General features: G+C 69.7%; 23 protein-coding genes. 9 read left to right on the forward strand and 14 right to left on the reverse strand.

The annotated features are described in order from the left end of the window. The first annotated feature begins 310 nt into the window (after positions 1 to 310). The 4 genes from AKJ13_RS20790 to AKJ13_RS20805 all read left to right on the forward strand — a co-directional run bounded on the left by AKJ13_RS20790 (position 311) and on the right by AKJ13_RS20805 (position 3,250). Positions 311 to 1,966 (forward strand): porin, encoded by a 1,656-nt coding sequence (locus AKJ13_RS20790; protein WP_050735065.1) that lies wholly within the window; start codon positions 311 to 313, stop codon positions 1,964 to 1,966. A 454-nt stretch (positions 1,967 to 2,420) separates the two neighbouring features. Continuing rightward, positions 2,421 to 2,687 carry a hypothetical protein gene (locus tag AKJ13_RS20795; protein WP_050735066.1) on the forward strand — a complete coding sequence of 89 codons (267 nt, stop codon included), beginning with the start codon at positions 2,421 to 2,423 and terminating at the stop codon, positions 2,685 to 2,687. Continuing rightward, complete coding sequence (locus AKJ13_RS20800; protein WP_144426321.1) at positions 2,684 to 2,926, forward strand: hypothetical protein; 243 nt, start codon at positions 2,684 to 2,686, stop codon at positions 2,924 to 2,926. Before AKJ13_RS20795 ends, AKJ13_RS20800 begins: the two co-directional genes overlap by 4 nt. Positions 2,927 to 3,070: 144 nt before the next feature. Beyond that, positions 3,071 to 3,250 carry a hypothetical protein gene (locus AKJ13_RS20805; RefSeq protein WP_050735068.1) on the forward strand — a complete coding sequence of 60 codons (180 nt, stop codon included), beginning with the start codon at positions 3,071 to 3,073 and terminating at the stop codon, positions 3,248 to 3,250. 271 nt (positions 3,251 to 3,521) lie between these two features. Here the strand turns inward: AKJ13_RS20805 and AKJ13_RS20810 are convergent, their stop codons facing one another. Both AKJ13_RS20810 and AKJ13_RS20815 read right to left on the reverse strand, forming a co-directional pair. Then, positions 3,522 to 4,439, reverse strand: a complete 918-nt coding sequence (locus tag AKJ13_RS20810) for a CpaD family pilus assembly lipoprotein (RefSeq protein ID WP_050735069.1) — start codon at positions 4,437 to 4,439, stop codon at positions 3,522 to 3,524. Then, the gene (locus tag AKJ13_RS20815) at positions 4,436 to 5,983 is read right to left on the reverse strand and encodes a type II and III secretion system protein family protein (protein ID WP_348270958.1); all 1,548 of its coding nucleotides are present in this window, start codon (positions 5,981 to 5,983) and stop codon (positions 4,436 to 4,438) included. Before AKJ13_RS20815 ends, AKJ13_RS20810 begins: the two co-directional genes overlap by 4 nt. Positions 5,984 to 6,301: 318 nt before the next feature. Here AKJ13_RS20815 and AKJ13_RS20820 point away from each other — a divergent pair, with 318 nt between their 5' ends. Beyond that, the gene (locus tag AKJ13_RS20820) at positions 6,302 to 8,221 is read left to right on the forward strand and encodes a hypothetical protein (protein WP_050735070.1); all 1,920 of its coding nucleotides are present in this window, start codon (positions 6,302 to 6,304) and stop codon (positions 8,219 to 8,221) included. Positions 8,222 to 8,227: 6 nt separating this feature from the next. Here the strand turns inward: AKJ13_RS20820 and AKJ13_RS20825 are convergent, their stop codons facing one another. Genes AKJ13_RS20825 through AKJ13_RS20850 form a run of 6 tightly spaced genes read right to left on the reverse strand, consistent with a single transcriptional unit; the run spans position 8,228 to position 13,838 of the window. Then, entirely contained in the window at positions 8,228 to 8,692 is a 465-nt protein-coding gene (locus AKJ13_RS20825; protein ID WP_144426322.1) for a hypothetical protein, read from the reverse strand. Positions 8,693 to 8,751: 59 nt separating this feature from the next. Further along, on the reverse strand, positions 8,752 to 9,111 hold the full coding sequence (locus AKJ13_RS31955; RefSeq protein ID WP_050735072.1) for a nuclear transport factor 2 family protein: 360 nt from the start codon (positions 9,109 to 9,111) through the stop codon (positions 8,752 to 8,754). A gap of 37 nt (positions 9,112 to 9,148) precedes the next feature. Next, positions 9,149 to 10,036, reverse strand: coding sequence for a hypothetical protein (locus tag AKJ13_RS31960; protein ID WP_050735073.1), 888 nt, complete (start codon positions 10,034 to 10,036; stop codon positions 9,149 to 9,151). Then, on the reverse strand, positions 10,033 to 11,748 hold the full coding sequence (locus tag AKJ13_RS20840; RefSeq protein ID WP_050735074.1) for a radical SAM protein: 1,716 nt from the start codon (positions 11,746 to 11,748) through the stop codon (positions 10,033 to 10,035). The genes AKJ13_RS31960 and AKJ13_RS20840 overlap by 4 nt, the downstream gene beginning before the upstream one ends. A 12-nt stretch (positions 11,749 to 11,760) precedes the next feature. Then, complete coding sequence (locus AKJ13_RS20845) at positions 11,761 to 12,261, reverse strand: hypothetical protein (protein ID WP_050735075.1); 501 nt, start codon at positions 12,259 to 12,261, stop codon at positions 11,761 to 11,763. Continuing rightward, positions 12,255 to 13,838, reverse strand: a complete 1,584-nt coding sequence (locus AKJ13_RS20850; RefSeq protein ID WP_050735076.1) for a LysM domain-containing protein — start codon at positions 13,836 to 13,838, stop codon at positions 12,255 to 12,257. The genes AKJ13_RS20845 and AKJ13_RS20850 overlap by 7 nt, the downstream gene beginning before the upstream one ends. 141 nt (positions 13,839 to 13,979) lie before the next feature. On the opposite strand from AKJ13_RS20850, the gene AKJ13_RS20855 reads away from it, so the two are divergent. The 4 genes from AKJ13_RS20855 (at position 13,980) to AKJ13_RS20870 (ending at position 18,360) form a co-directional block, all read left to right on the forward strand. Continuing rightward, positions 13,980 to 14,183 carry a hypothetical protein gene (locus tag AKJ13_RS20855; protein WP_050735077.1) on the forward strand — a complete coding sequence of 68 codons (204 nt, stop codon included), beginning with the start codon at positions 13,980 to 13,982 and terminating at the stop codon, positions 14,181 to 14,183. A gap of 1,050 nt (positions 14,184 to 15,233) precedes the next feature. Next, entirely contained in the window at positions 15,234 to 15,587 is a 354-nt protein-coding gene (locus tag AKJ13_RS32745; protein WP_244471675.1) for a hypothetical protein, read from the forward strand. A 420-nt stretch (positions 15,588 to 16,007) separates the two neighbouring features. Continuing rightward, positions 16,008 to 17,159: a DUF1521 domain-containing protein gene (locus AKJ13_RS20865; RefSeq protein ID WP_050735079.1), complete on the forward strand. Its 1,152-nt coding sequence runs from the start codon at positions 16,008 to 16,010 to the stop codon at positions 17,157 to 17,159. 295 nt (positions 17,160 to 17,454) lie between these two features. Beyond that, complete coding sequence (locus AKJ13_RS20870) at positions 17,455 to 18,360, forward strand: response regulator transcription factor (protein ID WP_082317046.1); 906 nt, start codon at positions 17,455 to 17,457, stop codon at positions 18,358 to 18,360. A gap of 37 nt (positions 18,361 to 18,397) precedes the next feature. Here the strand turns inward: AKJ13_RS20870 and AKJ13_RS20875 are convergent, their stop codons facing one another. From AKJ13_RS20875 to AKJ13_RS20900, 6 genes are all read right to left on the reverse strand, one after another. Further along, on the reverse strand, positions 18,398 to 18,784 hold the full coding sequence (locus tag AKJ13_RS20875; protein WP_050735080.1) for a hypothetical protein: 387 nt from the start codon (positions 18,782 to 18,784) through the stop codon (positions 18,398 to 18,400). Positions 18,785 to 18,802: 18 nt separating this feature from the next. Further along, complete coding sequence (locus tag AKJ13_RS20880; RefSeq protein WP_050735081.1) at positions 18,803 to 22,066, reverse strand: DUF4781 domain-containing protein; 3,264 nt, start codon at positions 22,064 to 22,066, stop codon at positions 18,803 to 18,805. 96 nt (positions 22,067 to 22,162) lie between these two features. Further along, positions 22,163 to 24,301, reverse strand: a complete 2,139-nt coding sequence (sctV, locus tag AKJ13_RS20885; protein WP_050735082.1) for a type III secretion system export apparatus subunit SctV — start codon at positions 24,299 to 24,301, stop codon at positions 22,163 to 22,165. Then, positions 24,298 to 24,735 (reverse strand): tetratricopeptide repeat protein, encoded by a 438-nt coding sequence (locus AKJ13_RS20890; protein WP_082317047.1) that lies wholly within the window; start codon positions 24,733 to 24,735, stop codon positions 24,298 to 24,300. The genes sctV and AKJ13_RS20890 overlap by 4 nt, the downstream gene beginning before the upstream one ends. A 4-nt stretch (positions 24,736 to 24,739) precedes the next feature. Next, a complete protein-coding gene (locus AKJ13_RS20895) occupies positions 24,740 to 25,288 on the reverse strand; it encodes a hypothetical protein (RefSeq protein ID WP_050735083.1) in 549 nt (182 codons plus the stop codon). 39 nt (positions 25,289 to 25,327) lie between these two features. Then, on the reverse strand, positions 25,328 to 26,407 hold the full coding sequence (locus tag AKJ13_RS20900) for a hypothetical protein (protein ID WP_144426324.1): 1,080 nt from the start codon (positions 26,405 to 26,407) through the stop codon (positions 25,328 to 25,330). Positions 26,408 to 26,526 lie beyond the last annotated feature (119 nt).

Raw genomic sequence — 26,526 nt, forward strand, 5'->3', positions numbered from 1 at the left:
CAGTTCGTAGTTTGACGCGTTGCCTAGCTATATTTCGCCGACTTAGAAGCATGGGATTGAAATTTAAGACCATAAACAAGTATTTTGCCGGCTGGTTGCGTATATGCAACGCCTATCATTAGATTGCTGCCTTCCAAGAGAAAGGCATTTGCTCGATCTCATCTTTGGGGCATAGACCGTCTCGGCGCGCTTCACGGAGCTGTGAGCCTGCTGGAGCCCACTGATAAAGTGGGTCGCAATAAGTCGAGTGGCGAGATCCAGATAAACTGGACGCTGTCATGCCAACGGTCTCGAAGCTTTGGGGTTATCGATGAGGTTCTTGAAGAGCTCAATGCTGAGCTCGGCTGCTGCATTCGCGGCGGTCGGTGCTGCCCACGCCGCCGACCTTTCGGTCAAGAAGGCGGTCCCGATCGAGTACGTCCGCGTCTGCTCGGCCTACGGCGCCGGCTTCTTCTACATCCCCGGTACGGATACCTGCCTGCGTCTCTCCGGCCGCGCCCGGTTCGAGGGCGGTTACCAGACCAGCTACTCGCGCCAGAACGGCTCGAACGCTGGTGATACCTCGGGCTACCAGGGCCGGATGCGCATCAACCTCGATGCCCGCACCCAGACCGCCTACGGCACCCTGCGCGCCTTCGTCCGCCTCGATGCTGGTTCCCGCACCGGTTATTCCGGCGTCGGCACCTCCGGCACCCAGCAGCGCATCGGCCAAGCCTTCCCGGCTCTCGGAATTGACCAGTTCGGCCGCGCCCAGCAATTTGTGAACGTCGACAAGGCGTTCATCCAGTTCGCCGGCCTGACCGCCGGTCGCGCCTCCTCGTTCTTCGACTTCTACGCTCACGACTTCGAGTTCGCTGGCGCCACGCTCGGCTCCGACATCGCCTCGACCAACCTGCTCGCCTACACGGCGACCCTGGGCAACGGCCTGTCAGCCACGCTGTCGGTCGAAGACCCGGTCTTCCGCCGGACCCCGATCTTCTCGCCGTCCAACAACCCCGGCGGCGTCACGAGTAACGCCAACATCGCGAACTTCGCCCAGACGAACGCCCCGGCTCCTGTCTTCATCGGTTACACCGGTGGGGCGCCGACGCGGTTCAGCTTCGTCGACGTGATCCAGCGTTCGCGCATGCCCGACTTCGTCGGCGCGTTGCGTCTCGATCAGGCCTGGGGTTCGGCTCAGGTCTCGGCTGCCGTACATGAGCTGAACGTCGGCAACGTCGCCAATGGTGCGGGTACTGGCACCGGCTCGAACATCAGCATCCCGCATACCAGCAACTCCTACGGCTGGGCGGTGCAGGGCGGCATCAAGATCAACACGCCGTTCATCGCGCCGGGCGACGCCCTGTACCTGCAGGGCGCCTACGGCTCTGGCTCGCAGATGTACACCGGTTACTGCGCCTACAGCGGCTGCTATTCGCAGAATGCGACCACGATCCAGGGTCAGAAGTTCGCCCAGTACTTTGCTGACGCGACGATCAATCCGTTCAGCGGACAGATGGAGCAGTCGACGAGCTTCACCGCGACGGCTTCGTACCTGCACTACTGGACGCCGGAGTGGCGCTCGGCCTTCTTCGGGTCGTACGGTGAGATGGACTACCGCTCCGGTGCCCGTCTCGCCCAGGGCGCTGCCTTCGCGCTCACCAACCCGGCCGGTGCCAACTCCTTCGGTGTGAACGCGGTTGGTACGCCGGGCACGACCTTCTTCAACCTCAGCGAAGCCCTGCGTGACACCTACCAGTTCGTCGCCGGTGCGAGCTTGATCTGGTCGCCGGTGAAGGACCTCGATATCGGTGTCGAGGGCTTCTACACCCAGATCGGTCTCAAGAACGGCCGCGTGATCGACCGCGACAAGAGCCCGACTGCTTACGCCAACGTCGCGGGCATCAACGCCGGCACCTTCGTGCCGCGGACGACCACACAGGACTCGGTCTCTCAGGTTCGCTTCCGCGTTCAGCGGGACTTCTAGTTCTCCAGATCAAGATCGGATTTCTCCAAAGCTCCGATCTTGATGTCCCCGTGCAAAGGGATCCCACTGGCCCGATCGCAAGGTCGGGTCTTTTTGTTGCGCCGTTGTCAGTAGTGTTTAAATCTACCTAGCCCTATGCCACAACCTGAGTCACAAATCTGTGAGGCGAAGATAGGCGGCTTCTGGCAAATCATCGGTCTGGACCAGGCACTGAGTATTCATCTCACCGTGCTTAAGCGATGCCCAGCTTGTCACGGCCCGATCATGATCAAAACTGTCGGTAAGACTGGACAACCTCGGTTCTTCCATCGAAGAGCGCATACGGGCTGCCCTTTGGCGCCGGCGAATTACTCCGGGATACCTTCCCTGCATCCGGACCACGTGACATGAGAGGATCGCAGGTTCACCCCACCTTCTCCTCGATCCCCAGGGCGATGCACGCTATCTCGGCACCATGGCCAAAGAGATCCCCCGCGTCGGCGACCTGCGCCGCAAGTCCGAGGTCACAGACGACGAGATTGAGGCTGCAACGGCCGCCTACCTGAATGACGAGAACGCCGAGCCGTTCGCCTTCAAATCCGGCCAGCGGATCGCCGTCGCCAAGGCGATTGAGATGCATCCACAGACCAAGAAGCTCCTGGTGGACGAAGCTACGACACCGGGGCTCCAGCGGACGATGATCATGACGGCGGTCATCATGGGCTTCCCCGTCCAAGGATGAGTGCCTCGAACGAGCGCAAGGCGATGCGTGTGGAGATGGAAGCCTTGGCGGACGGCATCATCTCCATCGAGGCTTGGGCGAACGAACTGGCGGAAGCGGCTACGGAGCTGTCCGACCAGCCAGGGGCCAAAGCGCTGCTCACAATGCTCCGGCAAAAACGCGTTCAGGCGCTCGAACGACGGGGCCAGCTCGCTGCCTTGCGCGAGGAGTACACCGCCCGGTTTCACCCAAAGCAGTAGATCGGGAACGCCTGCGAACTGCCTTCCTCGATCACGAGGCAGTCCGCCGTCCAGTGCAGACACGTAAGCCCCACCGACCCGGCACCAGTTTCGGGGGAAGAGTTTAAACCGGGCCGATGGGCGTCCCTTGCAGGACGTGCTTTGATGAAGTGCGGCGTTTCAGCGCTCAACTTGGTGCGGCTGTATAAGTGGAGCTACGGGCGCCTCGTGGCGGGAGCGCAGGTCTCCTATACCGAGCGCGACGCGTTCTGGGGCACATCCGCTATCCAGCCCTCAAACCACCTCGTCACCGGCCTGACCTCGCTGCGCTACGATCCATTCTGAGAGGTGCACCTGTTCCGCCGCGGACGCACGCCTGCAACGTGCGTCGTACCGACGTTCCTCCGGCACGACACGCTGTTCCAGGATGCGGAAGGTCGCAACATGGGCGCCGTGACGCCTCTATTTCCTCCGATACTGCGCCTTGACTGGCCGCTCACGCAGCCGCGGATCGTGCACCCCGGCTGATTGTCGTGTCTCTATTGCCTGATTGATCGCCTGGAAACTCGTTGGGCGGCGTTCGCGCGGCCGTTCCGCGGCCGCACGACTCCGGCGCTCAGTGCGCGACCGGCCCTCCGGGCCCGAGGACGCCGGGGACGGAGCCGAGCGCGGATCCAGGATCGATCGCAGCCGGGCCGTAGCCGTCCGACCGGCCGCCGGAGCGCCCGTTGCCCGAGGGGTTGTGGTAACGTTCGATCGCCGCACCAGCACGCGCACCGTCGCTCGGGACGACCGCGTCGTTCTTGAGCAAGTCCGCGGGGTCGTTGATCATCGCAGCGAGGTTGCGGCGACTGGAACAGCCAAGCGTGGGCTCGAAATCGTTTTCGTTGGCCGAGGGCCCGATGATCGCGAGCGACGGGCAGACCGGTGCCGTCGCGACGAAGCGGGTCACGATCACCACCACCTGGTGACCTCCAGCCGACTCGGGGGCGACACGGATCTTCAGCGGATCGATGCCGGCGCGGCGCGCCGCTGCGGCGACGGCGCCGGTCCGGGCACCGCCATGAAGCTCGAGGTGCAGCGCGTCGAGCCGACCGCGCCCGATCTGGTTGAGGGCAGCATGGAACCGGCTGATCGACAGAGCGCCGCGTCCGACGACGAGGCGCGTTGGCACCCCCTCGACGAGCGTTTCCTGACGGTCGCCGCGGGGAATCGGTGGCGGCAGAACGAGCGGCGTTCCGGGTGGCGAGATTCGGTCAGGCTGCTGGTAGAACACGACGGGCCGGGGCTCGCCGCGCACCACCGCAACCGGCGATCCGGGCTCGACGGGCGGGTCGACGATCTGCAGGACCGGGGGGGGCGAGACCAAGATCGGTACGGCCGGCGTCGAGCCCGGCGGTACGGCCGGCGTCGAGCCCGGCGGTAGGGCCGCGAGGTCCGCGGGCGCGGCGACGGGTGTGCATGCCGCCGGCACCGTGACGGCGAGGGCGGCAAGAAGCACGCGCGGCCATAGGATCCGGTCCCAGGTGCTCATTCGACGCCCAGCCCCGCATCGCCCGTGATGCCCACCGAGCCCTTGCGCGGCGCCAGACGACCGGCCGGCGTCCTCGACTGGGCGTTGAGTAGGATGCGGCCAGCATCGGTTGGCGGCGCGATCCGATCGGTGGGCGCTTCCAGTGCCTGAGGCGAGTTCGCCGCCCGCACGATGTAGGGCGTGACAATGATCACCAGCTCGGTCTCCTCCTTCTGGAAGGCGCTGGACCGGAACAGTGCGCCGAGCACCGGGATGTCGCCGAGTCCCGGAAGGTTGCCGATATTCGTCGCGAAGTTCTTTCGGATCAGGCCGCCGATGGCGAAGCTCTGGCCGCTCGCCAGTTCCACGACAGTGTCGGCCGAGCGGGTGGTCAAGCCCGGAATGCTGATGCCGTTCAACTCGACGCCGTTGGCCGGGGTCAGCTCGCTGACTTCCGGGCGGACATGAATGTTGATCAGGTTGTTCGAAAGCACTGTCGGCTGGAATTCCAGGCTCGCCCCGAACCGTCGAAACTGGACGGAGGTTTGACCGAGCGCCTGGGCGATCGGGATCGGGAATTCGCCGCCGGCGAGGAAGCTCGCCTTCTCACCCGAGATTGCCGTCAGGTTGGGCTCGGCCAAGATCGACACCAAGCCGTCCTCAGCCAGGGCGTCGAGGGTGGCCGACACGCTGTTGACGCCGTCCGAGTAGCTGATCCCAACCGAGTTCGTGCGACCCGTGACACGCTGCGCGTTGGCGGAGGCCGAGTTGCCGCCGGAAACGACCGTGAAGCCGACCGGCCCGGCTCGGGTATTGGCATTGATGTTGATACCGAACTCCTTGAGCACGCTGCGGCGGACCTCTGCCACCCGCACCTGGAGATTGACCTGCAGGGCGCCCGAGACGCGCAGACGGTTCGTCACAGTCGCCCCCTGGCCGAGGAACTGCGCGGTGAGCGCCTTCGCGGTCTCCACGAGAGCGGCGTTCGGCAGATTGCCGCTCAGGACCGCGCCGTTCGGCGTGTAGGCGACGGTGATGCGGTAGTCGCCGACCTCGTTGCGCAGCAGGCTGCGCAGCTCCTCGATCGGCTGGGTGACGGAGACGCCGTACTCGGCGATCGGGTCGCCGGCATCGTCGAGGGCGAACAAGCTGGTGCGCCCTGGCTTCTTGCCGAAGACGAACACGACCTGATTCGAGGGCGTCTGTATGTCCGCGATGGTCGGATCAGCGATGAAGATCGAGGCGGCTGGACGCCCCAAGCGGAGGGTCTGGCCGCGAGACACGTTGAGCTGAACGCGACCCCGCGACGGAGAGATCCGCGCCGCCTCAGGCGCGTTCGGGTAGAACTGCGATTGAGTTCCCGCTCCAGCGCTCCAGGCTGTCTTAGGCTTGAACTGGGCTGAGCTCTCGACGGCCGTGGCGTTGTGCGGCCAAGCCGGCGGCGCACGCATGCCCGGTGCCGCAGGTTCCGCCTTGACACCGGTCAAGGCAGCAAGAACCAGCGCGGCGCCTCCCAAAATCTGGGCGGCCATTCCACTTCTAACGCGCCGTGCGAAGGACCGCATCGTCAAGCTTGACGATCAAGAAGCGTCGGACCGGTCGCGCAGCGAGTGAATCACCCGCAACGCGTCGAGGCGCTCGCTAGCCAGTTGCATCGACCCCCCCGTCCACGCTGGACACGGTGGAACTCCTGTAGAGCTTATGTGACAGACCAATAACGATACGGACCGGTCGGACATCGACCCCGATGACTGTCACAATCTGGATACAGTCGATATCGAGCCGTAAGATCCGGATGCATGATCTTCGGCCGATCATCGAGCAGACAGCTTGCCGTCAGCTTGTGTCCGCATGCTCGCGCTTCGGGATTGAAGGGGGGCGCGATGACCTTCCCGATCAGGACAACTATCAACGCGTTCGGCCCGGCGATCAGCTGGGCCGGCGCGGATCGTCCGGGCCAGGACCCCGGACGCGCCGCCCCCTTCGCCGCCCCCCAGCCATCCGCGGATCGGGCGCAGCCGGGCGGCACCGCAGGAGTCGTCGACCACGTTGGTCTAGAGCTGGGCCTCGCGGCCGATTCGGGCTTGGACGTCGGCGCGGGGCTCAGCCTGTCGGTGGGCGTTGGGCTCGCGGTGAAGCTCGGTCTAGATCTATCTCTCGGCCCCCGAGCAGGCGGAACCGTGATGCCGCCGGAAGAAGGCGGTACCGACCTTGATCCGGCGCGAGGTCAGACCGCCGGCTTGCGGGGCCAAGCACAGGCGGATGGCGGGCCGATGCGCCCGCTGTCCGCCGATCACGGTGCGGATCTCCCGACGGCCTCGGGAGCGCCCGCGCGGCTGACCGCTGCCTCTGCGGATACCGGCGCGATGCGGGCGGGCCTTCTGGCAGGCGCCATGTTCAACGCTCAAGCGACGGGTGGACCAAGCCCGCGTGCCGGTCTTGTCGCAGGTATCGGCGTGCGGATCGGGGCAGATCAATCGGGAACGATGGCTGGTCGGGAGTCGGGCTCCGGCGCCGCATCCGGCGGAATGGCAGCGGCAACCAGCAGCGCGCAGGGCCCGGCCGGCACGGCCCGCGGTCCCGGATCAGCCGTTTCCGGTTCCGTTCTGACGGGCGACAGCCTGGTCAACGACGGTATGGCGCGGCAGGAGGTTCCGGGGGGCGCGGTGGTCGGGGCCGCCGGCCTCGTCGTCGTCATGCGTCCGGTGGAACAGGCGCTCCGAGTGACGGCGCCTGCCTCGGCTATGCCCGCGCCAGCTGGAACGGATGCCGGCTTGTCCCGGGCCGCATCGATCGTATCGGCCTCGGCGGCGCCCGCGCCGAGCCCGCCGACGGGACAGCCGACCGAACTCCCGCCGGAGGCGAGGCCGGGTTCGCCCGACGACGCGACCCAAGCCATGGCGCGTGTCCAAGCTATGATCCCGCAATTTCTCGCCGGGTCCGCGGCGCGGCCGACCGCGACTGACTCGCCGCCTGCCGAGGTCAGCCGGGAGACACTGCCCGCCGCCGAAGTGAGTTCCGCGGAGGCCGTTTCGACTCCGGGGCAGCCGCAGCCGCCGATTCAGGCAGCCGGTGCAGGTGATACCGCGCCGGCCCACCCTGCGCCGATCCCGATCTCCGCCCGGACCGCCATGATGCCGGCGAACCCTAGGGAGACAGACGTCAGGGCCAATTCGGATGGCGCGGCAGCATCGACAGGGATCCAGCCCTTCCCCGTCGCAACCGCCGCGTTCGCGGGAGCGTCGACAGCCTCCGCTTTTCCGCAGCACCTGGGCTTCATGGAAGCGACAGGCCGGGAGGCCGCTTCCAATCCGCTGCAGGTGATCGGGCCGGACCCTGCGGCCTCGCCCGCCTCGGCCTCCAACGCCGCAGCATCAGGGCAGATGGCGCCGGATGCCTCCGGGAACGGCGGAGCCGGCCTGCCGACTGGATCTCTGACGGCGCCCCTGTCCCCGGGCCCTGCTCCCACGGTCGCACTGGCCGCGAACAGCGTGCCGCTGACCGCGGGCATTCAGATCCCGACGGCGCTCGGAGGACCGGCGATCCTCGCACTCCCTGCGGAGAAGGCTGGACTCGCCGCGCAGCCCGTGCCGCTGCTCACCCCTGTCCTTGCCCGCCGGGTTGACCGCCTACGAGGCCGGCGCCGCGACCGGTCGAACCTTCATGGCCTGTGGTCGATCCTGTACGTCATGGGCTGGGGCCGCCGCCGCCGCGGCGCGGAGCCCGACGATGAAGCCGATCACGAGACCGACGAGACCAATGCGGATCCGTCCGCGGGGCGTTCCGGCTCACGCCAGCGGTGACCCTGTTCAGCGCTCGGTCGGAAGGCCGAGCAGATGGAGAAGGCCGGGATCGTTCTGGAGCGTGTGGGCGCCGATTCCGACACCGCCGAGGGCGTAGAATCCGGCCGCGACGCCGCCCAGGGCAACATAGCCCGTCGCGACGCCGCCCAGACCGACGCCGAGCCCCAGGGCGATGCCGCCGAGGCAGATCAGGCCGAGGCCGATTCCCCCCAGAGCGAGACCGCCCACCGCGATTCCGCCAATCGCGACGACGCCGATCGCGAGATTGCCCACGGCGAGGATCCCGCAGGCCGGCCGGAAGCCGGTGAGCCAGATCGGCCCGTAGACGATGTGAACGAGGGGTAGACCCATCCATGTCCGCGCGGAGCGATACTCGAAGGCGCGCATCCCACCAAGATCCGGCCCCGCGCGGACCGCCGGGGCGGGGCCGCGGTCGCCTGCTTTGGGGCCGGACTCGCGGATCGGGTTCATGCACACCTTCCCTGTCGCATCGTGGTTCCCCGTTGCGCCGCCGTCCGGGCGACAGGTACTCAATTCCACATCTGGACAACGACCCTGCCGGGATTGGCCGCAGCCAGCCCGATCAGCCAATTGCCCTCGTAGCGGTGCTCGACGCCGTCCGGGCCGGGGCCCGTCAGCGCCCACCGCCCGGTGGCGACGACCATGCCCGCCTCGGTGAGGACGTCCTCGATCCCGACGCGGTAATCGCGGAAGCCCTGGATACGGATCTCCGAGAAATAGCCGCGGAGCGCCTGCGCGCCGCTGAGCACCGCACGTCCCGGAGGCACGAGACGCGCCTCGGGTGCGTAGAACGCGACGAGATCGTCGATGCGGCCGGCGTTGAAGGCGGCGCTCCAGGCATCGACGAGGGTCTGGACCTGACGGATCATGGCCGATGGCTCCGGATTGTGTGATCGCCCAACCAGATCATGCCGACAGGCGTGTGACGGCCTCCGCCCCCGCGGGGACGAGGGCCGGCCAGAACACCCAGTCGACCAGCGGACAGGCCGGCGGCCGACCCGGATCGCTCGGCGCCAGGCGGAGCCGGTCCGGCTCGGGATAGTCGAGGACGAGGTGCGTCGCCCCCAGCCGGCGCGCGAAGGCGGCCGAACCCGAGACCACGTCGACGGAGTGGCGAAGCCCGCCACCGGCGTGGAGTTCGACCTGCGCCGGCCGATGGCGCGGGGGCGCGGACAAGCCTGCCCGCGGCGTATCGACGAGATAGAAGATCGCCGTCTGCGGTGTCGTCGCGCGCGCCAGCACGGAGAACCAGGATTCCCGCAGAGGCACGCGCAGAAGCACGAGCCCGTGCACCCGGGATAGCAGATTGGCGGCGACGTCGAGCCGCGGTTCCGGCCGAGTGCCCTGGTGCAGCAGTACGATTCGGTCACAGGACCGGTGCCGGCGCAGATACGCGGCGAACTGGAACAGCACCGAGAAGACGCAGGTGTGATGAACCGTATCGACCCAGAGCGGGCCCGGCCTTTCGAGGCCTCGCGCCTCGCCGACTTGCACGCTCCGCTCGACTGCTTCGAAATACGCCAGCGCCTGCGGGACCGACAGGCCGGGCAGCACGAGGGGCTCGAAGGCGAAGTCGATCGTGTTGACGGCGGCGCGGCGCTCGACCGCCGGCGGGAGGCCGTCCAGCCCCTCCGCGGCTCGGAGCAGGAGCGCGTCGTGCCGTCCGGCATGGACCTCCGCGATCAGGCGGTCGCGCGTATGTCGGGTGGCCGGATCGGCCGCGAAAGCGCGCGCCACAACCGTGTCGAAGCGCTCGACCGCCACGAAGGCCGACGGCGGCTTCAGCGCGTTCACGACGCGGCAGCCGCTTCGACTGCCTCGACAGGCCCGGTGGGCGAGGTCCCATCCCGGACCTCAAGGGCCGCTTCGCCGGCGAACAGCATCGCCCGATCGAAGCTGCGGCCGTGCTGCCGGCTCACTTTCTCCAGGACGCGCGCCTGGGATGCCCGGAGCGACGCGGGCGATTGCCGCTCGCCGGACTGCTTCGCCGTGACCGTGGATTCCTCCGGCAGCCACTGGTCGGCGGTGACGACGCCGAGATCTTTGGCGCGGCTGAAGATGTACTCGGCCGTGTTCCACTTCCAGCTCGGGCAGGGCAGAGCCGAATCCTCCGGGTTGTTGTAGATGAAGCGGTGCGCGCAGAAGCCGCCGCACATCGGCAGGATTTTGCAGGAGGCGCAGGTGTCGTTGTCGAACGGCGTCCAATGCGCCCAGAGACTGGCATTCACGCTGTCGTTCAGCGCGTCAGGCTCGAAGATGCTGCCGGTTCGCTTGCTCGGATCATGCGCGGTCTCCCAGCACTTGTGCACGTCGCCGTTGCCCGCGACCACGTATCCGTTGCGCGAGGCGGCGACGCACAGCCCGGCGAAGCCGCTCGACGGCGTCTGGATTCCGGCGAAGCCGAGTTCGCGGGCCCGGCCTTCGAGGGCCAGTACTTTGCGGTTGAACTCGGCCCGCGACAGCCGCTCCTCGAAGGCGCTGCCGCTCTCCGGTGTCGAGGCCTCAATAGGCGCGAAATAGACGTTGAAGTTGCCGCGTTCGCCGAGGCGCCTCGCGGCGAACGCGTCCAGCATGGCGTCGGCGCGGTCGACGTTGCGATGCCCGACATTCACCCGGGCCTGAATCGAAAGGGCGGTCTCGTCAAGGGTGTGCTCGATGTTTTCGAGGATGCGGTCGAAGGTTCGGCCCCCCGAGGTCAGCGGCCGCATCGCGTCGTGGGACTCGCGGTCGCCGTCGATCGTCACCTGCACCCATTTCACCCGCCGGCTGTGGAGCTGCGCGGCGACCTCGGCGGTGAGGAACCAGGCATTCGACACGATGCCAGCGCTGTAGGCGATCTTGTTCTTGTCGCAATATGCGATCAGCAGATCGGACAGGCGATAGATCGAGTCCCGGCCCATCAGGGGCTCACCGCCGTACCAGACGATGCTGAGGGATTTCAGGTCGCGCTGAGCCTTCACGAAGTCGATGATCGCGTTCTGCACGTCGGGCGTCATCTTTTTCGTGGGCTTGTTCAACCCCTGGAAGCAGTAGCCGCAGGCGAAGTTGCAGGCCATGGTCGGGGCGATCGTCAGGGTCAGGCCGCCCTTGGCCCCGCGCGCCGCCTCATAGCTCGTGCGCACCGCCGCCAGTTCGTCGGCAGTCTCGCCAACAACGTGGCCGCCGCCGAGCAGCGCCTGCAGCAGCAGCCGGTCGGCAACCTGGGAGGCGGCGAAGGCACCGCGGGCCGCCATGTCGGCATAGGCCGCGCTCTCCTCGGCCGAAAGCAGGATCAACGACCGGGTGCGGGCATTGAACAGCAGGCTGGCGCCGTCGGCGAGCCGCACCGGGATGTCGTAGCGCGAGACCTTGAACCGGCTCGTCGCCGGTGCCCCGGAGCGGGGCTGCACGCGGTCGAGGGTTTGCCGCGCGGCGGCCTCAAGCGCTTCCGCGCGGGCCAGATCGCCGCTCAGCGACGCGAGATCGGTCGTATCGGCGGGCGTGTGAGGGGCGTCGAAGTCGAGCATGATCGTCCTTTCTCAGGCGGCTGGGCGCAGGGCCGTGCGGGAAGCGGCGATCCGCTCCAGCGTGGTCTGCGCAAGTTCGGCGAGTAGGTCGTTCCACAGGGCCAGGAAGGCGTCGGCGCGAATCTCGGCGTCGATCACCGGCCGCCCGGTCGCGTCGTCCCGGGGCAGGCCGGACAGCGTGAGCACCCGCCGGTTCACGGCGACGACCGTAAATTCGCCGTGGCGCCCCGCTCCCGCGAGGCGGAGCGCGAAGCGGCCGCCGAGCCCCTCCAGGTGGCGGAGGTCGTAGAAGCGCGGCACGCCGGCATGCATCAGCGTGCGGAAGAACGTGAAGCGTGCCGCCGCTCCGGCGGCGAAGCGCCATTCCGGCTCGGCCAGGATCTCCGGGCCGAGACGCAGGCCCGCCATGAAGGCCGCGAAGGCCGCCGGGTTGGACACGTAGCGCCGCCCGGCGGCAGTGATCTCGGGGAGGCTGAGGCGCGCGGTGCTGTTGCGCATGTCGATCATCAGCATGACGGCAGCCCGGGAATGATGTTGATCGCGCAGGCCGAGACCGGGTCGCCGAGCGCGAGGTCGACGCCGCAGAAGCCGCCGGCATTGGCCGCGCAGGCACCCGAATCAACCCCGCACGCATCGGCGCCGCCCTTGGCGGCGCAAGCATCGGCGTCGACGCCGCAGGCATCGGCGGTGGCATTGGCCGCGCAGGCGTCGGCATCGGCGCCGCAGGCGTCGGCGTTCGCGTCGGCCGCGCAGGCATCCGCATCCGCCCCGCAGGCTTCGACCCGCGCGTCGGCGCCGCAGGCATTCGCGTCCGCGCCGCAAGCCTCGACATGGGCATCCGCCCCGCAGGCATCGCCGTCGGCGCCGCAGGCCTCAATTCGGGCATCGGCACCGCAGGCGTTTCCGTCCGCCGCACAGGCCTCGACGTGGGCATCGGCCGCGCAGGCTTGGCCGTCGGCCGCGCAGGCCTCGACATGGGCGTCGGCGGCGCAGGCCGCGACATCCGCCGCGCAGGCCTCCGCGCCTGCCCGGGCGCCGCAGGCATCGGCATCGGCGAGGCAGAGATTGGCAAAGCCATCGGCACCGCAGATCTGGGCTAGGGCCGGACAGACGTCGAGGCCGCCATCCGCGCCGCAGACCGCGACATCGGCCGCGCAGGCGCCGAGCTCGTAATTGGCCGCGCAGGCGCCAAGATCGGCGGCGCAGGCCCCGCCACCACCGCCGGCACCGGTGAGATTCCCGTCGACGACGCACGCTTTCGGCGTACTATGCCGGGCTCCACAGGTGCTGCCGTCCACCGCGCAGGCCTTGCCGTCGGTGAATTTCGCGCCGCAAGCCCCAAAATTGCTGACGCAGACGTTGCCGGCCCCCGCATTGGCCCCGCAGGCCGATTGTTTGGCGGCGCAGGCGGTCCCGGCACCGGCATTGGCCGCGCAGGCGCCGATATCGGCCGCACAGGCATTGCCGACGGCCCCGTCGGCCATGCAGGCACTCGCCTTGCCGGCGCAGGCCGTGCCGGCGCTGCCCTTCGCCGCGCAGGGCGCCGAGACGTTGCCGGCGCAGCCCCGCCCGGTGGTCATGTTGCCGCCACAGGGCGCGGTCGCGTTGCCGGCGCATGCCGCCCCGGCGCCGAGATCGGCGCCACAGGGGACATTGGTGTTACCGGCGCAGACTGTGGAGACGCTCTGATCGGCGCCGCAGGGCGGGCTTGAGACGGCGGCCATCCGGTCGTTCGTGCCGGGGGCCGAACCCATCGGCACGTTCACGCGGGTACCGGCTTCCAGCGGGGCGCCGCCGGCGATGTCGGGATTGGCCCGGGCCACGTCCGGATAGGGGCGGCCATAGTGTTGCGCAACGCTCCAGAGGGTGTCGCCGGTGCCGGCCGTATGGGCGACGATGTTGTCGTTCGCGGTTCCGGCTGCGCCGCCCCGGCCGGCGTCTGGGTCGACGGCGCCACGGGGCGGCGGATCGCCCTGCGCGGCATTCTTTAGGGTCAGCGACCACGCCTGCTGGAGATCGCTCTCGTCGCCGGCTGCGGGTCGTCGCGCGGCGCCCGATCCACCGCGAGGGCTGTCGATGATCCTCGGCATGGCTCTTTCCGAACTGCGATGCTGGATGCGTCGGTTGGGCCGGGGCGGATCGCGTCTCCGCCATCCGGGCTCCGCCTATGAGTAGCTCACGCACCTGACGACGACCTGACCAGGGTCGATCAGCAGGACGGAAGGAGCGGGATGACGTTCACCGCGCAGACCGAGACGGGGTCGCCGAGCGGCAGGTCGACGCCGCATATCCCGCCGACATTGGCGGCACACAGGCCCGCCGCGACGCCGCACAGGTCGGCGCCGACCTTGGCGGCACAGGCATTGGCGTCGGCGCCGCAGGCATTGGCACTCGCATTAGCGCCGCAGACATTGGCGTTCGAGGCGCAGGCCTGAGCATTGGCATCGACGCCGCAGGCCCGGGCATCCGCCGCGCAGGCCTCCGCCTAGCGTTGGCGGCACACGCGTTCGCGTCGGCACCGCAGGCATCGGCGCCGGCATTCGCCGCACAGGCGTTGCCGTCCGTGGCGCAGGCCTCCGTGCTGATGTTGGCGGCGCAGCCGTCCACATCGGCACCGCAGGCCTGCACCGTCGCGTCCGCCCCGCACAGGGATGCATAGGCCGCGCACACCTCGGCACTGGCATTGCCCGCGCAGGCCTGGGCATCGGCTGCGCAGAGCTGGGCCGTTGCGTCGGCACCGCAGGCGTTGGCCTTCGCGGCACAGGCCTGGGCCGCGACATTGGTCGCGCAGATTTGGCCATCGGCCGCGCAGAGCGCGGCCGTCCCATCGACGCCGCAGATACCACCGTCGGCCCCGCACAGGCCTGCGCTGCCCATTGCGCCGCAGGCTACGTTGCCGTCGACGCCGCAGAGCTTCGGACCGCTGTATTTCGCGCCGCAGGTGCTGCCATCGACGCCGCAGGCCTTCCCGGTGGTGAACTTGCCCCCGCAGGCGCCGAAATTCTCACCGCAGGCGGCCCCCGCACGGGCATTGCCGCCGCAGGCGCTCTCATTGGAGCCGCACAGGTACCGGCGCCGGCATTGGCCGCACAGGCGCCAAAATTCGCCCCGCAGGCGGCACCGAGCCCGAGATTTCCACCGCAGGCAGTACCCTTGGTCCCGCAGGCCGTACCGGCACTGAGCTTGGTCACGCAGGCTGTGGCGTTCTCGCCGCAGGCGGTGCCGGCGCCGAGATTGGCTCCGCAGGGCAGATGGGCATTCGCTGAGCAGGCCGAGCCGGATTTAGCGTTGAGGCCGCAAGGGGCGGTGCCCGACTCGTCCGGAGTTACTGCCGCGGGTGCAGTGGGTGGCGCCTCCGGGGGCGTATCCGACGGTGCTCGGGGCGGCGCCGAAGGTGGTGTCGAGGGTGGTGTCGGGCGTCCCGCCGGAGGCGCTGCCGGGTCGGGCGATGTGGGCTCGGACTGCGGCGGTAGCCCCATCGGCACGTGCACGACCTCGCCGGGATGGATCAGGTCGGGATCCTGAAACTGCTGGTTGGCGCGCAGCACGTCCGGGAACGGCCGATCGTATTGCCGGGCGATGCTCCAGAGCGAATCGCCGGGCCGGACGACGTGCTGCGCGACGATCTCGTGCGCCGCGATCGGATCGGATTTCCCCGGCTGGGCCGTGATGTGCGTGGCCTCCCCCCGGGCGCGGCCGTGGGCGCCGGGTCGGTTCCGCGCGGGGCCGATGCGGCGCGACGCAGCGCGTGGGCCCAGGACGGCTCGGCCGCGTCCGCCGCGCCTGAGCTCCCCGTCGCCCGACCGGTGTTCCGATCCTGGGGTCTGTCGATGACCTGAGGCATGGCGCACCTCTCCGGACGCCCAGCGGCGTCATCGCATCCGTGAGGATCCCGCCCGGGCGACGCGGGCCCGGCTTCGGGCTGGCGGGGCAAGCTGACAGAGACGTGACCTGTCCGATTCTGACTGTCCTGCCGAGAGACGTCCCACGGCGCGAGGCTCCCGGTTCATCATTGTCGCGCCCCAAATGGCCCTGGGCATCTCCATAACTCTCTGCACGGGTCTCCGCGGGCCTGTGCGTGATCGGCGCGAAGACCTGCTTCCCCGTCAGGTTGCCGAAAGCTGACCTTTCTACCCCTCGCGCCAGGCCGGAGGCGTCCGGGGCGGCTAACCCGCCACGCGCTCCCGCCGCCGGGGAGCGCCGCGCCGTGCGGCATCGGACTTCGCCGGCTCCCGAACCCACACATTGCGGAGGTGACCATGACCCTCGGTGTCTCGAATCTCTCAGGGACCAACGGCGCATTCGCCGGCGCTGGCCTGTCGGGCGACGGCGCGATCGCGGCGCAGAACTTCCTCAACGCCCTGATCGGCCAGGGTGGCGAGAGCCCCCGAACCGGCGGCGAATCGTTCCTCGCGGACGTGCACGACGCCGGCAGCCCGGAGGAGAAGCGCGCGCTCATCGACGGCTTCGCCGCGGGCTTCGCGGCCGCCGCGCAGGGCACCGGCCCGGACGGCGCCGCTGCCGCCGGAGCCGACAGCGCTCCGTCCGGCCAAGCTGGCTACACCGACAGCCCGCTCGGCGTCGCGCAGACTGGTGCCCCCGCGGACGCGCAGAGCGACCCGTCGGCGGCGCGCCCGCAGGACCTCATGAACGGCTTCCAGGAGATCGCCGACCGCGTCGCCGAGTCGGATCTGCCGGCTAGCGCCAAGAACGCGCTGCTCGACGACATCGCCAACCTGATGTCGAAGCTCCAGAGCCAGGCGCCCACCTCCAGCTCGTCCGCTGGTTCGTCCGCCGGCGCCGCTACGGCGAACACCGACGGTCCGCTGCAGACGGGCAGCACGTCCGATCCCGCCGGCACGGCGGGTACCTCAGGGACGGATTCCTCCGATGCCGCCACGAGCGACGTGTGGAGCCACGAGGTAAAGGATGGTCAGGCTACGATCCGGCTCGGCGACAAATATACTCTCAAGGCCAACGAGGAAGATGAGTCCTGGACGGTGACCAACAACGAGACCGGCAAGACGATGAAGGTCTCGGGTGACCCTCATGTCGACGCGAACAACGACGGCAAGAACGACTTCGATTTCAAGAAGGACATGACCTTCAAGCTCGATGACGGCACGAAGATCACGGTCGGCACCGTACCGGGCGGTGATAACGGCGCGACCTACTCGTCGACGTTGACCATCACGAACGGCGCCAACGCCATGCAGGTGACCGGGCTCGGCGGCAATTTCGACGGCAAGAACAACCTGGAAGTGAACCAGTCCATGCAGGGCAGCGTCGTCGACCAGTTGGCCAACGACGGCTCCAACACGATCTACGAGAACGGCGGCGCCTGGGCGACCGGCGGCGGCCACACCGTCGATCAGGCCTATATCGACCGCGCCGAGGCGATGGCCGGCTGAGCGGCACAGCCCGCCGTCGCGCAGAATGATCCGATGGCGCTCCGGCGAAACGCCCCAGGCGGAACGGACCCGCCCGCCCGTCCGGGGACGCGCAGCATCGCTCTCGATGCTGCGCGTCAAACCACGAAATCACTTAAAATTAGTCGACTAATCCTTCGTTTCGGTCTGACTTCGCACAAATGATACAAGCATGACTGTCAATAATCCGTGATCTTGCAAGCCTAGAGCTGCGCGGTCGACGCAGCCGTTCGCGTCACGGTCGCATAATCAGAACCGGACGTCGCTCGGGGCAGCCATGCGGATACTGGTCGTCGACGATAACCGTGCTTGCGCGCGATCGATGGGAGATGCGCTGCGCGACGAGGGGTTCGTCGTCGATCACGTCACCGCGCTGGAGGATGCCCGCGACGCCGCGAGCGTCGCCCCGTACGACGCGATCCTCGTCGACCGCCTGCTGCCCGACGGGGACGGGCTCGACTGGGTCCGCGAGCAGCGCCGGAGCGGGAACACGGCGCCCATCCTGATCATCACCGCCGAACGGGATTCGGTCGATCACCGGGTCGAGGGGCTGAACGCGGGCGCAGACGATTACATGCTCAAGCCGATGAGCCTGGAAGAGCTGGTCGCGCGGGTCCGCGCCGTCCTGCGCCGGCCGGCCTCCACCCTCGATCTCGTTCTGCGGTCGGGCAATGTCGAGTTCGATCCGACGATCCGCGAGGTCCGCGTTGCCGGCAAGGCCCTGCGCATGCCGCGTCGGGAGACCTGCATCTTCGAGATGCTGATCCGGCGCGCCGGAAAGACCGTCACCAAAGGTGTCCTCGAGGAGGGGCTGTACAGCTTCGAGGACGATGTCTCGTCAAACGCGATCGAGGTCGGCATCTACCGGTTGCGCGGCCACCTGATGGGATCGAGCGCCACTGCGAAGGTCCGGACGGTCCGCGGAATCGGTTACGTGCTGGAGAGCGAGGACGACGCGCCCATCGAGGTGCCGGAGGTCCCGAAGGCGGCGCTCCTCGCCGCACAGGTCGCCATCGCGATGTCGGCCGACGGCGGCGCACCGACCCCGCTCATCTCGGTCATCGCCGCGAGCCTCGACCCCGCGAGCCAGCCGGAGACACAGGTGGCCGTCGTCGCGGCCGCCCTCGCGGTCAGCATGACCCAGAAGGCCGAGGAGGAGGGGAAGGCGGTCCCGACGGGCTGACGGCGACCGCCGGCAGGCTCCACCGCGATCCGGCGCCCTACCGTGGCCTCAGCTCACCCGGCTTGGTCTCGACATTGGCCGGCGTCACCCGCCAGCGGCCTGGATCGTCGTACTCGAAGTCGATGTCGATCCCGCGGTCGGAACGCTTGATCTGCATCAGGGCACTGACCCAGGGGCGCCCCCCTGGCTCGGTCATCGCCGCCCGCAACTCCTCGAACCTGTCGTTGAGGTCGAAATCGCCCGGCACGCCCGCCTCCGGCTCGCCCGCCGCGTCGTAGGTGTAGCCGAAGAGGTGCACGGCCTCCCCCTCCATGACGACGACGACCGAGAGGCTGTGCCAGTCGCGGGCGCGAAAACCTTCGCTCCCGACGATCATCGAGCCGATCTCGTTCACCAGTTCAGTTGCCCGCGGTTGATCGAGCATGTCCACGGTCTCCGCTTCTCAAAAGCCCAGTCGCCGGCGCATCTCGGCCGCCACCTCGGCCGGCTCCGGAGCTCGGCCCGACCCGCTGGCCATCTCCGTCTCGAGGCCGTTGTAGGTCTCGCCCTCGCGATTGCGCATCGTCGATTGCTGCGCATAGACGGTTTTCCCGGTCTTCGGGTTCACGACCTCGAACCGGAGGCCGATCCGGTCCGGGCGGGCGCCGCCCCATTGCGGGTCGCCGTTCGCCAGCCGCTGTCCGCCGCTCACCTGAACGGCGACATGGACCTCGCCGCCGGCCTCGATCCAGCCGCGCATCTCGGACTCGAACTGCGTGTAGATCTGCTGGTTGTTCTGCGCGTTCTGCGGGAACATGTTGATCAGCCCCTGATCGTGCAGGAACTGGTAGCCGATCATGTGGCCGCCATCGTCCCGCTTGGGGAAATCGCGGGTGGCGATCCCGCCCTCGCGGCCCACCGCACTGGTCAGCACGCTCTCCGCGCGCGGCCGGTCCTGGTGGGCCGGGATCTCGCGCAGGACGGCGCGCGCCCGGACCGTCTGGTGCAGCGCGTTCACCGTCCAGGTCGCCTCGTTGCGGCCGTACCGCACCGTGGTATCGCCGACTGGAAGGCTCTGCCGCTCCGCCCGCGTGTCGCGGTGGGTGTTGCGGGCGTCGATCGTGGCGGCCGCGGGATCGCGGACATAGGACGAGACCTCCTCGGACAGCGCGTCCAGGTGCTGCCCGTCGATCGCGTTGGCCGCTTCAATCTCGGCGCGTCCCTCGGCGGTGAGGCCCGGCGCGTCGAGTTCCCGGATCCGGGTATCGAGGCGCTCGCGGACCTTGGTAATGTCCTGACGGGCGGCCCAGCCGACCGTACCGGGCGGCGGAGCGCCGTCGCCGCCGAACAGGCGCGCGACCTGCCCTTCGAGGGTGAGGCTGCGCTGGATGTTCTGCGCCGTGCGCTGGTGCAGGCTGATATCGGCCGGCGTGGCGTCGGGCCCGTGCCGGATCCCCCGCACGACGCCGGTGGCGGCGTCGTAGTCGATCCGCACCGCGTTGCCCGGCAGACCCGGGTCGGCCCGGACGCCCGGGGGATTGGCAGCCAGTAGATTGTCGCGCACCGTGATCGGGTTGAACATGTCCCCGGGGTTGCGGGTCCCCGACGCGCGCATACCGACGCCGGCTCCGATGCCCCAGAAGCCCATCTGCAGGATCGAGGTGGCGCGCTCGCCACCGGTCATGGCGTTCCAGTTGCGCGCCGTCTCAAGGCCCTGGTTGGCCACCGAGGCCGTGTCCAGGGCGAAGGCGCCGGACTGGACATAGCCGTGCAGCGAGGCCTCGAGCGGGGCGACCGCCTCGCCCGCGCGCCCGATCTGCGCCAGACGCGCCGCGCTGCCGAAGGCGCCGACCGACGCGACGCTCGCGCCGAGGTTCAGCCACAGCCCGCGGGCCGCGCTGTCGGTCACCGGGTCGAGGGACTGGCCATGCTCGCCCCGGTCGGCGAGGGCGCTGCCGCTGCGATAGGCGCCCCAGGCGCCGGCCCCGGCGGCGACTGCGCCGGCGGCCGCCACGACCGGCGTCGCGAGCCCGCCCGTGCCGACGATGAGCACGCCGCCGGCCACGATGCCGCCGACCAGCGCTGCCTTGTCCGCCACCGAGGCGACTTGCTCGCCGAAGGTGTCGACGGTCTTCGGGGTGTTGTCCTGACCGAGGGCGACCCGGCCGTCCACGCCGGCGCGCAGGTGCCCGTCGGCCGGGTAGATCTGGGTTCCGGGCGGCAGGACGTTGCTGGCGCGCCAGTCCGCGAAATCCTCGTATAGGCGTCCGGTGTTGTCGACGTAGCGCTCCGCACCCGTGGGGTCGGTGACGCGGAACAGCGGGATCTGCACGGGCCCCGTCTTGCCGTCGGAATAGGTCACCGGCAGCACGGTGACGGCCGCGGTCCCATCGCCCGTCACGGCCCGGATCTGGTCGGCGACCGCCTTGACCGGCTCCGCATTATCCCCGCTGCCGAAATAGTTGAATTGGCCGCGGGCCGCCGCCGCCTCAGCCTGTGCCGGATCGGTGCCGGTGGGAACCGCGGGAGCCAAACCCATCGCGGTGCCGACGGTATTGTCGAGGTCGCTCCCGGAGAGCGCCACTGGCGTGTCGCCCCGGCGGGTCAGGTATTGCTGGGCGCTCGCCTGCGCCGTGGGCGACAGGACCGCCGGATTCGTCCAGGGATCGTCGGTCCGTCGCAGGACATCGCCGGTGAGGGCGGCGTCGACGCGCACGGTTGCGAGGGCGTTGACGCGCGTGGCGAGGCTCGGCCCGTCCGTGTCGGCCTGCCCCAGGAGCCGCCGTCCCTGGTCGGTCGCCAGGAGGCCGATGAGACGATCCCTGTCCCGCGCGGCCGCCGCCGGCTCGTCGGGGTGCCATTCGCGCGCCAGCGCCTGACCCATGGCGCGCTGGAGGCCCGCATCCGAGTAGGTCGTCGCCTCGGTGCGGGCGAAGGCGTTCTGCACGAAGGCGCTGCGGGCCGCGCTCGGCGGTCCGGCGCTGACCGCATCGAGCACCCGCGCGAGGTCGTCGCTCCGATGGCCAATGCGCGCGCCCCCGTCGGCGAGCGCCTGCGCGAAGCCGCCGGCCTCCGTGGGGCTGAGCCGCTCCGCCATCGCGCCGAGCCGCGCCGCGGCCGCGGGATCGTCGGTGGGGCCAGCAGCGGCGACGGCGCTGCGGGCGTAGCTGTCCGCCCGGGCGCGGCTGGTCCAACTCTCGTCCGGCTTGGCGGCATCGGGCGCCTCCGCGCCGGTCCGTGCCGCGCGGGCCGCGAGGCGCTCCCCGACGATCGCGCGGCTCTCGGGGGCATCGGCGAGGGCGGCCACGAGGCGGCTCGGCCCGCTCGCGCCGTCGCCGCGGCCGACCTCCCAGCGGTCGATCAGCCGGTCGGTCAGCACACGTTGCTCGGCGGCGTCGAGCGGCCCGAGGGCGGACCGACTACCGAGCGCGTCGCGGACCTTGGCGGTCGATTCGGTGCCACCGATCCCGAGCCAGCCGCCACTGTGGTCGGACTCTTCCGTCACCCAGTTGGCGATGGCGCGCGCACGGTCCGGGCGAACGCCGGAACCGTCGTCCACCCGGTCGTCTGGGGCCTCGGCCGGCGCATTCTCGTTCGCGCCGGCCGGCCTTCCGGGCGCCAGGTCGGCGCGGACCGCCTCGAAACGGTGCGATTCGCCGGCTTCGTCCGGCGCAGACCCTGCCGGGGTTTGCGCCGGACGCGGGGCGACGGGAGCGGGTGAGGCCATCGTCGGTCTCCGGGTTGGGGGTGTGGCGCCCGGACGTCGCTTCGACGGAACGATCCTGGCGGCTCATGCTGACGGCGACCTGAGCGAGGCCCAGCCTCAGCTCGCGGCCGCCAAGGTCTCGGGTCGCGGCGGCACCTGGGCGGGTGCGCGGGCCGGCTCCTTGCCGGCCGTCCCGCGGGCCAAGCTGATCGAGCCAACCGGTTGCACGGAGAATTCGTCGGCGAGATCCTGATACGACAGCACCGGGATCCCGACGCCGTTGCGCGACAGGAACCCGCGCACGAAACGGCGGATATCCATGGAGGCCAGCAGGACCGGACGCCCGGCCTCGCCGCCGCCCGTACGCAGGCCGGCCTTCTCCTGGATGCGGCGCATCTGCGTGAGCAGCGCTTCCGAGGCCCGCTCGTCCAGCACGAGGTAGGGGCCGACGGCGGTGTCGCGCACGGCGGAGCGGATCGTTTCCTCGGCCTCGCGCTCCAGCACGTAGGCAGCAACCACTTTGTGTGGGTTCGCGTGACGGTGGCAGATCTGGCGCTTGAGCCCGGAGCGCACGTACTCGGCGAGCAGCAGCGGATTGCTCTCGCGCTCACCCCATTCGGCCAGGGCCTCGAGCAGGATCCGGGTGTTGCGGACCGGGATGCCCTCCTCCAGCAGGCGGCGGAGCACCTCGGCGACCCGCGGCACCGGCACGGCCCGGAGCGCCTCCTTGACGAGGTCGCCGTAGCCCGCCTCCATCCGCGCGAGGAGGGCGCGGGTCTCCTGGATGCCGACGAACCGACCCGTGTAGCGCAGCAGCACACCGCGCAGCCGCGCGCCGATCAGCCCTGCTGCGTCGAGATAGCCGATCCCGGCCTCGTCGAGGGCGGCCCGATGGTCGGCCGCGATCGAGATCGGACCATCGGCCCCCGCCTCCCGCGAGTAGGGGATGCCGGCGAGTTCGAGATTGGCGAAGTCGTCGTCGAGGACGAGCTGATCCGGGCCGAGATGACCGCTCTCGACGGGCACGCCCTCCACGTCGATGCGGAACTCACCGTCGGACAGGGCCGGATCGAAGGTCGAGCCCACCTCGGGGATCACGACGCCGAGGTCGGTGGAGACCGCCGCGCGCAGACGCACGATGGCCTTGGCGAGGGCCGCCGCATCGATCTTCTCGACGAGGCCGGGTGCGAGGATGAGCATTACCGGAACGACCTCGGCCGGGAGCGCGGGCTTGGCCATCCGCGTCGCCTCCGCGGCCTCCGCCTCGTCCTGCGCCGGGACGTCCGAGCGCGGCTTGAGCCGGAAGCTCGCCGCGCCGAAGACGGCCGCGAGGATGAGGAAGATTGGCGCCGGGAAGCCGGGAATTGCCGCCATCCCGAGCAACACCGCCGCGGCGAGCCGCAGGGCGCGTGGATCGGAGACCAGCTGCTCGGCGATGTCGCGGCCGAGGGCGATGTCGCGACCGCCGGTCACGCGCGTGACGATCGTGCCGGCGGTGAGGGAGAGCAGCAGCGCCGGGATCTGGGCGATCAGCGCGTCGCCGATCGACAGGAGCGTGTACTCGTGGAGCGCCTCCGGCAGCGGCATGCCGCGGGTCAGCGTCCCGATCGCCAGGCCGCCGATCAGGTTGACCGCGATGACCACGAGCCCCGCGATGGCGTCGCCTTTGACGAACTTCATGGCGCCGTCCATGGCGCCGTACAGCTGGCTCTCGCGCTCCAGCGTCGCCCGGCGGGCACGGGCCTGCGCCTGGTCGATGTCGCCGTTGCGCAGTTCGGCGTCGATCGACATCTGCTTCCCCGGCAGCGCGTCGAGGGTGAAGCGCGCGCCGACCTCCGCGACCCGCTCGGCGCCCTTAGCGATCACGATGAACTGCACCAGCGTGATGATCAGGAAGACCACGAGCCCGACGATCAGATTCCCGCCGATCACGAATTCGCCGAAGGTGCGGATGATCTCGCCGGCATCCCCTTCCGCGAGGATCAGCCGCGCGGTCGTGATGGTCAGCGCGAGGCGGAACACCGTCGAGATCAGGATGATCCCCGGGAGCGAGGAGAATTCGAGGGGGGTCAGGACGTAGAGCGCCACCATCAGCAGCAGCACGGCGAAGCCGAGGTTGAACGCGATCAGCGTATCGACCACGACGTGCGGCATCGGCAGGACCATCATGGCGATCGAGAGGATCACCACGAGGGCCACGGCTATGTCCGGGCTGGCGGGCAGGCGCCCCAGGAACGTCTTGGCGGCAGCGATCATCGGCCGGAATCCTCCGATCGGCGCGCCTCGACGAAGGCGCGGAACATGTCCCGCCCCTCGTCTAGGCGCCCGGCGAGGCGAAGGGCGTGGCTGCGCAGGAGCAGCAGTGCGGCCGGCGTCGCACCCGGATCCAGCAGCGCGAGGCGGTCGAGCGCGGCGAGCGCCTGCCCGCCGCTGCCGGTGGCGACGAGGGCGTAGGCGAGGAGGCGAAGCACCTCGGTATCGTCCGGGACCTCGCGCAGGACGAGGCTCAGGAGCGTGACCGCTTGCTCGCCGTCGCCGGTCCCGAGCGCCACGTAGGCCATGGCGCAGAGCAGGTCGCGCTGCTCGCGGGCGATCAGCGTCGGAAGATGGTGCGCCGCCATCGCCATGTCGGGGGCGGCGGCACGGGCCTGGGCGACGTCCCAGCGCCGCTCGATCGGAGTGACGGACATGGGGTCAGCCCTCGACCAGCGCGTTGCGGGCGGTCCGCAGCAGCGCGAGGCGGCGCAGTTCCCGGTGGATCACGAGGGCACCCGCCTGGGCGATGCCGTCGTCCGGGGTGCCCGCGAGGCCGTCGGCGAGGCCCTCGAGCAGCGCCCTGTGTCGGTCGGCGCGCAGGACGTCGGGATGACGCAGGCGCGGCATCACGAACCGGAACAGCGCCCGTGACAGGTTCGCACCGTCGAACCCGTCCGGGTCGCGCTCCGCGCCCGTCTCGACGATCGCGCGCCGCGCCTCGCTGAGTCGGACCCGGGTGATCGCGTCGACCCCGCCGGCGACCAGCATCGCGTCGATGGCCGCATCAAGGCCGACCTCCTCCTCCGGGGAAGGGACCCGGCGGTCACCGTGGGGACCGGCCTGACCGGCCCGCGTCCCAGCTCCGGGACTGTAGGCGGCAGATCGGCTCTCGCCCTCGGCTGCGCCCCCGACCCGCCGCGGCACCTCGACCTCGCTCGGCGGAGCTTGGCGCGCCGTGACGGACGGTCGAGACGGCAGACGGGCCATGGCGGATCCTCGGTTCAACGGGGCGGGTCGGGCGTCCGATCAGAAGCGCATCGCCACGAGGCGGCCCTCGCGCTCGAGCATCACCCGATCGTGCTCGATGGCGCGGATCATCCAGCCACCGTCGACGACGGCGCCGAGGAAATAGCGTTGCCCGCGCAGCACGATGTAGGGCTGGGAGCCTCGCCAGACGCCCTCGATGCCCAGGGAAGCTGGCAGCTTCTCGGCCTTGACGGCGACGCTGTTGACCAGGGTGATCTCGCCAAGGAACCGCTCGTCGAAACCCTGCTGGAGGGTTTCCCAGCGTCCCAGGAGCGCGGGCTCGACGAAACCAGTCGCGGTCACGGCGCCGCCGCGGGCCTCGACGCGCACGTTGAGGAGGCCGCCTTCCTGCGCCTGCCGCTGCAGATCGGAGGCGGCCACGCGGATTGCAGCTTCGGGACGCGGCGTCAGCGCGAGCTTCGACCGTCCGTCATCCCAGCTGCCGACCGGCCCGCGGGCCGGATCCGCAGCTCCGGGCGTTCCGGCGGGAGTTTCGCTGGGCGCTGCGGTGGCCGTAGGGGAATGCGCGGCCGCGTCCTGCCCGTCTCGGGCGACCTGATGGAATTGCTCGATTGCCTCCTTGGCTGTGCCGTTGATGCGCACGGCGGCGTCAGCGATCGGTCCCAGGAAGCTCAGGCCGGCGGCGAGCAGCCCGGCCGTCGCGAGGCCCGGGAGGGCCGTCCGGCCGAGCAGCCCGCGCAGGCCCTTCCGCGTCCCCGCCTCCGTGCTCACCGGACCGGAGGCCTGCGCACGCCACGCCGTCTCAATCGTGCCGATCGTGACTGTGGCCGGGAGCGGCACCGTCCGCGCCGAGCCGGGCGGGACCGGGCCGATCCCGGCGACCGCCACGCCCTCCGCCAGACCTTCGACGCGCGCGGTCTCGCCGCGCAGGACGATCGCTGCGTGGCAGGGCTCAAGGCCCGGCTCGACGAGGATCAGATCGGCCCCCTCGCCGCTGCCGATCACGTGCCGTCCTTCGCCGAGATCCTGGCTGACGCCCCGGTAGAGGCCGGTCGTCACCGTGACGGCGTGGGACGGGGCGGGGATATCGGAGAGTGGGGTTTCGGTCGCGCGCGCCACGGCTCCCTCACGAACGTTCACGGACAGGGCGCCCCGCGCCACGAGCGGCGGGGGACAATGCTACCGAGCCTCTGCTCGGGATCGATTCGGGACAGGGATGCGGGCGTGGGGCGTCGGAG

The organism is Methylobacterium sp. ARG-1 (genome assembly GCF_001262595.1).
Taxonomy (GTDB): domain Bacteria; phylum Pseudomonadota; class Alphaproteobacteria; order Rhizobiales; family Beijerinckiaceae; genus Methylobacterium; species Methylobacterium brachiatum.

What these genes read in the sequence shown, in the direction of transcription:
- AKJ13_RS20790 (WP_050735065.1), top strand. Translation starts at nt 311, where the DNA reads ATGAGGTTCTTGAAGAGCTCAATGCTGAGCTCGGCTGCTGCATTCGCG.
- AKJ13_RS20795 (WP_050735066.1), top strand. Translation starts at nt 2,421, where the DNA reads ATGGCCAAAGAGATCCCCCGCGTCGGCGACCTGCGCCGCAAGTCCGAG.
- AKJ13_RS20800 (WP_144426321.1), top strand. Translation starts at nt 2,684, where the DNA reads ATGAGTGCCTCGAACGAGCGCAAGGCGATGCGTGTGGAGATGGAAGCC.
- AKJ13_RS20805 (WP_050735068.1), top strand. Translation starts at nt 3,071, where the DNA reads ATGAAGTGCGGCGTTTCAGCGCTCAACTTGGTGCGGCTGTATAAGTGG.
- AKJ13_RS20810 (WP_050735069.1), bottom strand. Translation starts at nt 4,439, where the DNA reads ATGAGCACCTGGGACCGGATCCTATGGCCGCGCGTGCTTCTTGCCGCC.
- AKJ13_RS20815 (WP_348270958.1), bottom strand. Translation starts at nt 5,983, where the DNA reads ATGCGGTCCTTCGCACGGCGCGTTAGAAGTGGAATGGCCGCCCAGATT.
- AKJ13_RS20820 (WP_050735070.1), top strand. Translation starts at nt 6,302, where the DNA reads ATGACCTTCCCGATCAGGACAACTATCAACGCGTTCGGCCCGGCGATC.
- AKJ13_RS20825 (WP_144426322.1), bottom strand. Translation starts at nt 8,692, where the DNA reads ATGAACCCGATCCGCGAGTCCGGCCCCAAAGCAGGCGACCGCGGCCCC.
- AKJ13_RS31955 (WP_050735072.1), bottom strand. Translation starts at nt 9,111, where the DNA reads ATGATCCGTCAGGTCCAGACCCTCGTCGATGCCTGGAGCGCCGCCTTC.
- AKJ13_RS20840 (WP_050735074.1), bottom strand. Translation starts at nt 11,748, where the DNA reads ATGCTCGACTTCGACGCCCCTCACACGCCCGCCGATACGACCGATCTC.
- AKJ13_RS20845 (WP_050735075.1), bottom strand. Translation starts at nt 12,261, where the DNA reads ATGCTGATGATCGACATGCGCAACAGCACCGCGCGCCTCAGCCTCCCC.
- AKJ13_RS20850 (WP_050735076.1), bottom strand. Translation starts at nt 13,838, where the DNA reads ATGCCGAGGATCATCGACAGCCCTCGCGGTGGATCGGGCGCCGCGCGA.
- AKJ13_RS20855 (WP_050735077.1), top strand. Translation starts at nt 13,980, where the DNA reads ATGACGTTCACCGCGCAGACCGAGACGGGGTCGCCGAGCGGCAGGTCG.
- AKJ13_RS20865 (WP_050735079.1), top strand. Translation starts at nt 16,008, where the DNA reads ATGACCCTCGGTGTCTCGAATCTCTCAGGGACCAACGGCGCATTCGCC.
- AKJ13_RS20870 (WP_082317046.1), top strand. Translation starts at nt 17,455, where the DNA reads ATGCGGATACTGGTCGTCGACGATAACCGTGCTTGCGCGCGATCGATG.
- AKJ13_RS20875 (WP_050735080.1), bottom strand. Translation starts at nt 18,784, where the DNA reads ATGCTCGATCAACCGCGGGCAACTGAACTGGTGAACGAGATCGGCTCG.
- AKJ13_RS20880 (WP_050735081.1), bottom strand. Translation starts at nt 22,066, where the DNA reads ATGGCCTCACCCGCTCCCGTCGCCCCGCGTCCGGCGCAAACCCCGGCA.
- sctV (WP_050735082.1), bottom strand. Translation starts at nt 24,301, where the DNA reads ATGATCGCTGCCGCCAAGACGTTCCTGGGGCGCCTGCCCGCCAGCCCG.
- AKJ13_RS20890 (WP_082317047.1), bottom strand. Translation starts at nt 24,735, where the DNA reads ATGTCCGTCACTCCGATCGAGCGGCGCTGGGACGTCGCCCAGGCCCGT.
- AKJ13_RS20895 (WP_050735083.1), bottom strand. Translation starts at nt 25,288, where the DNA reads ATGGCCCGTCTGCCGTCTCGACCGTCCGTCACGGCGCGCCAAGCTCCG.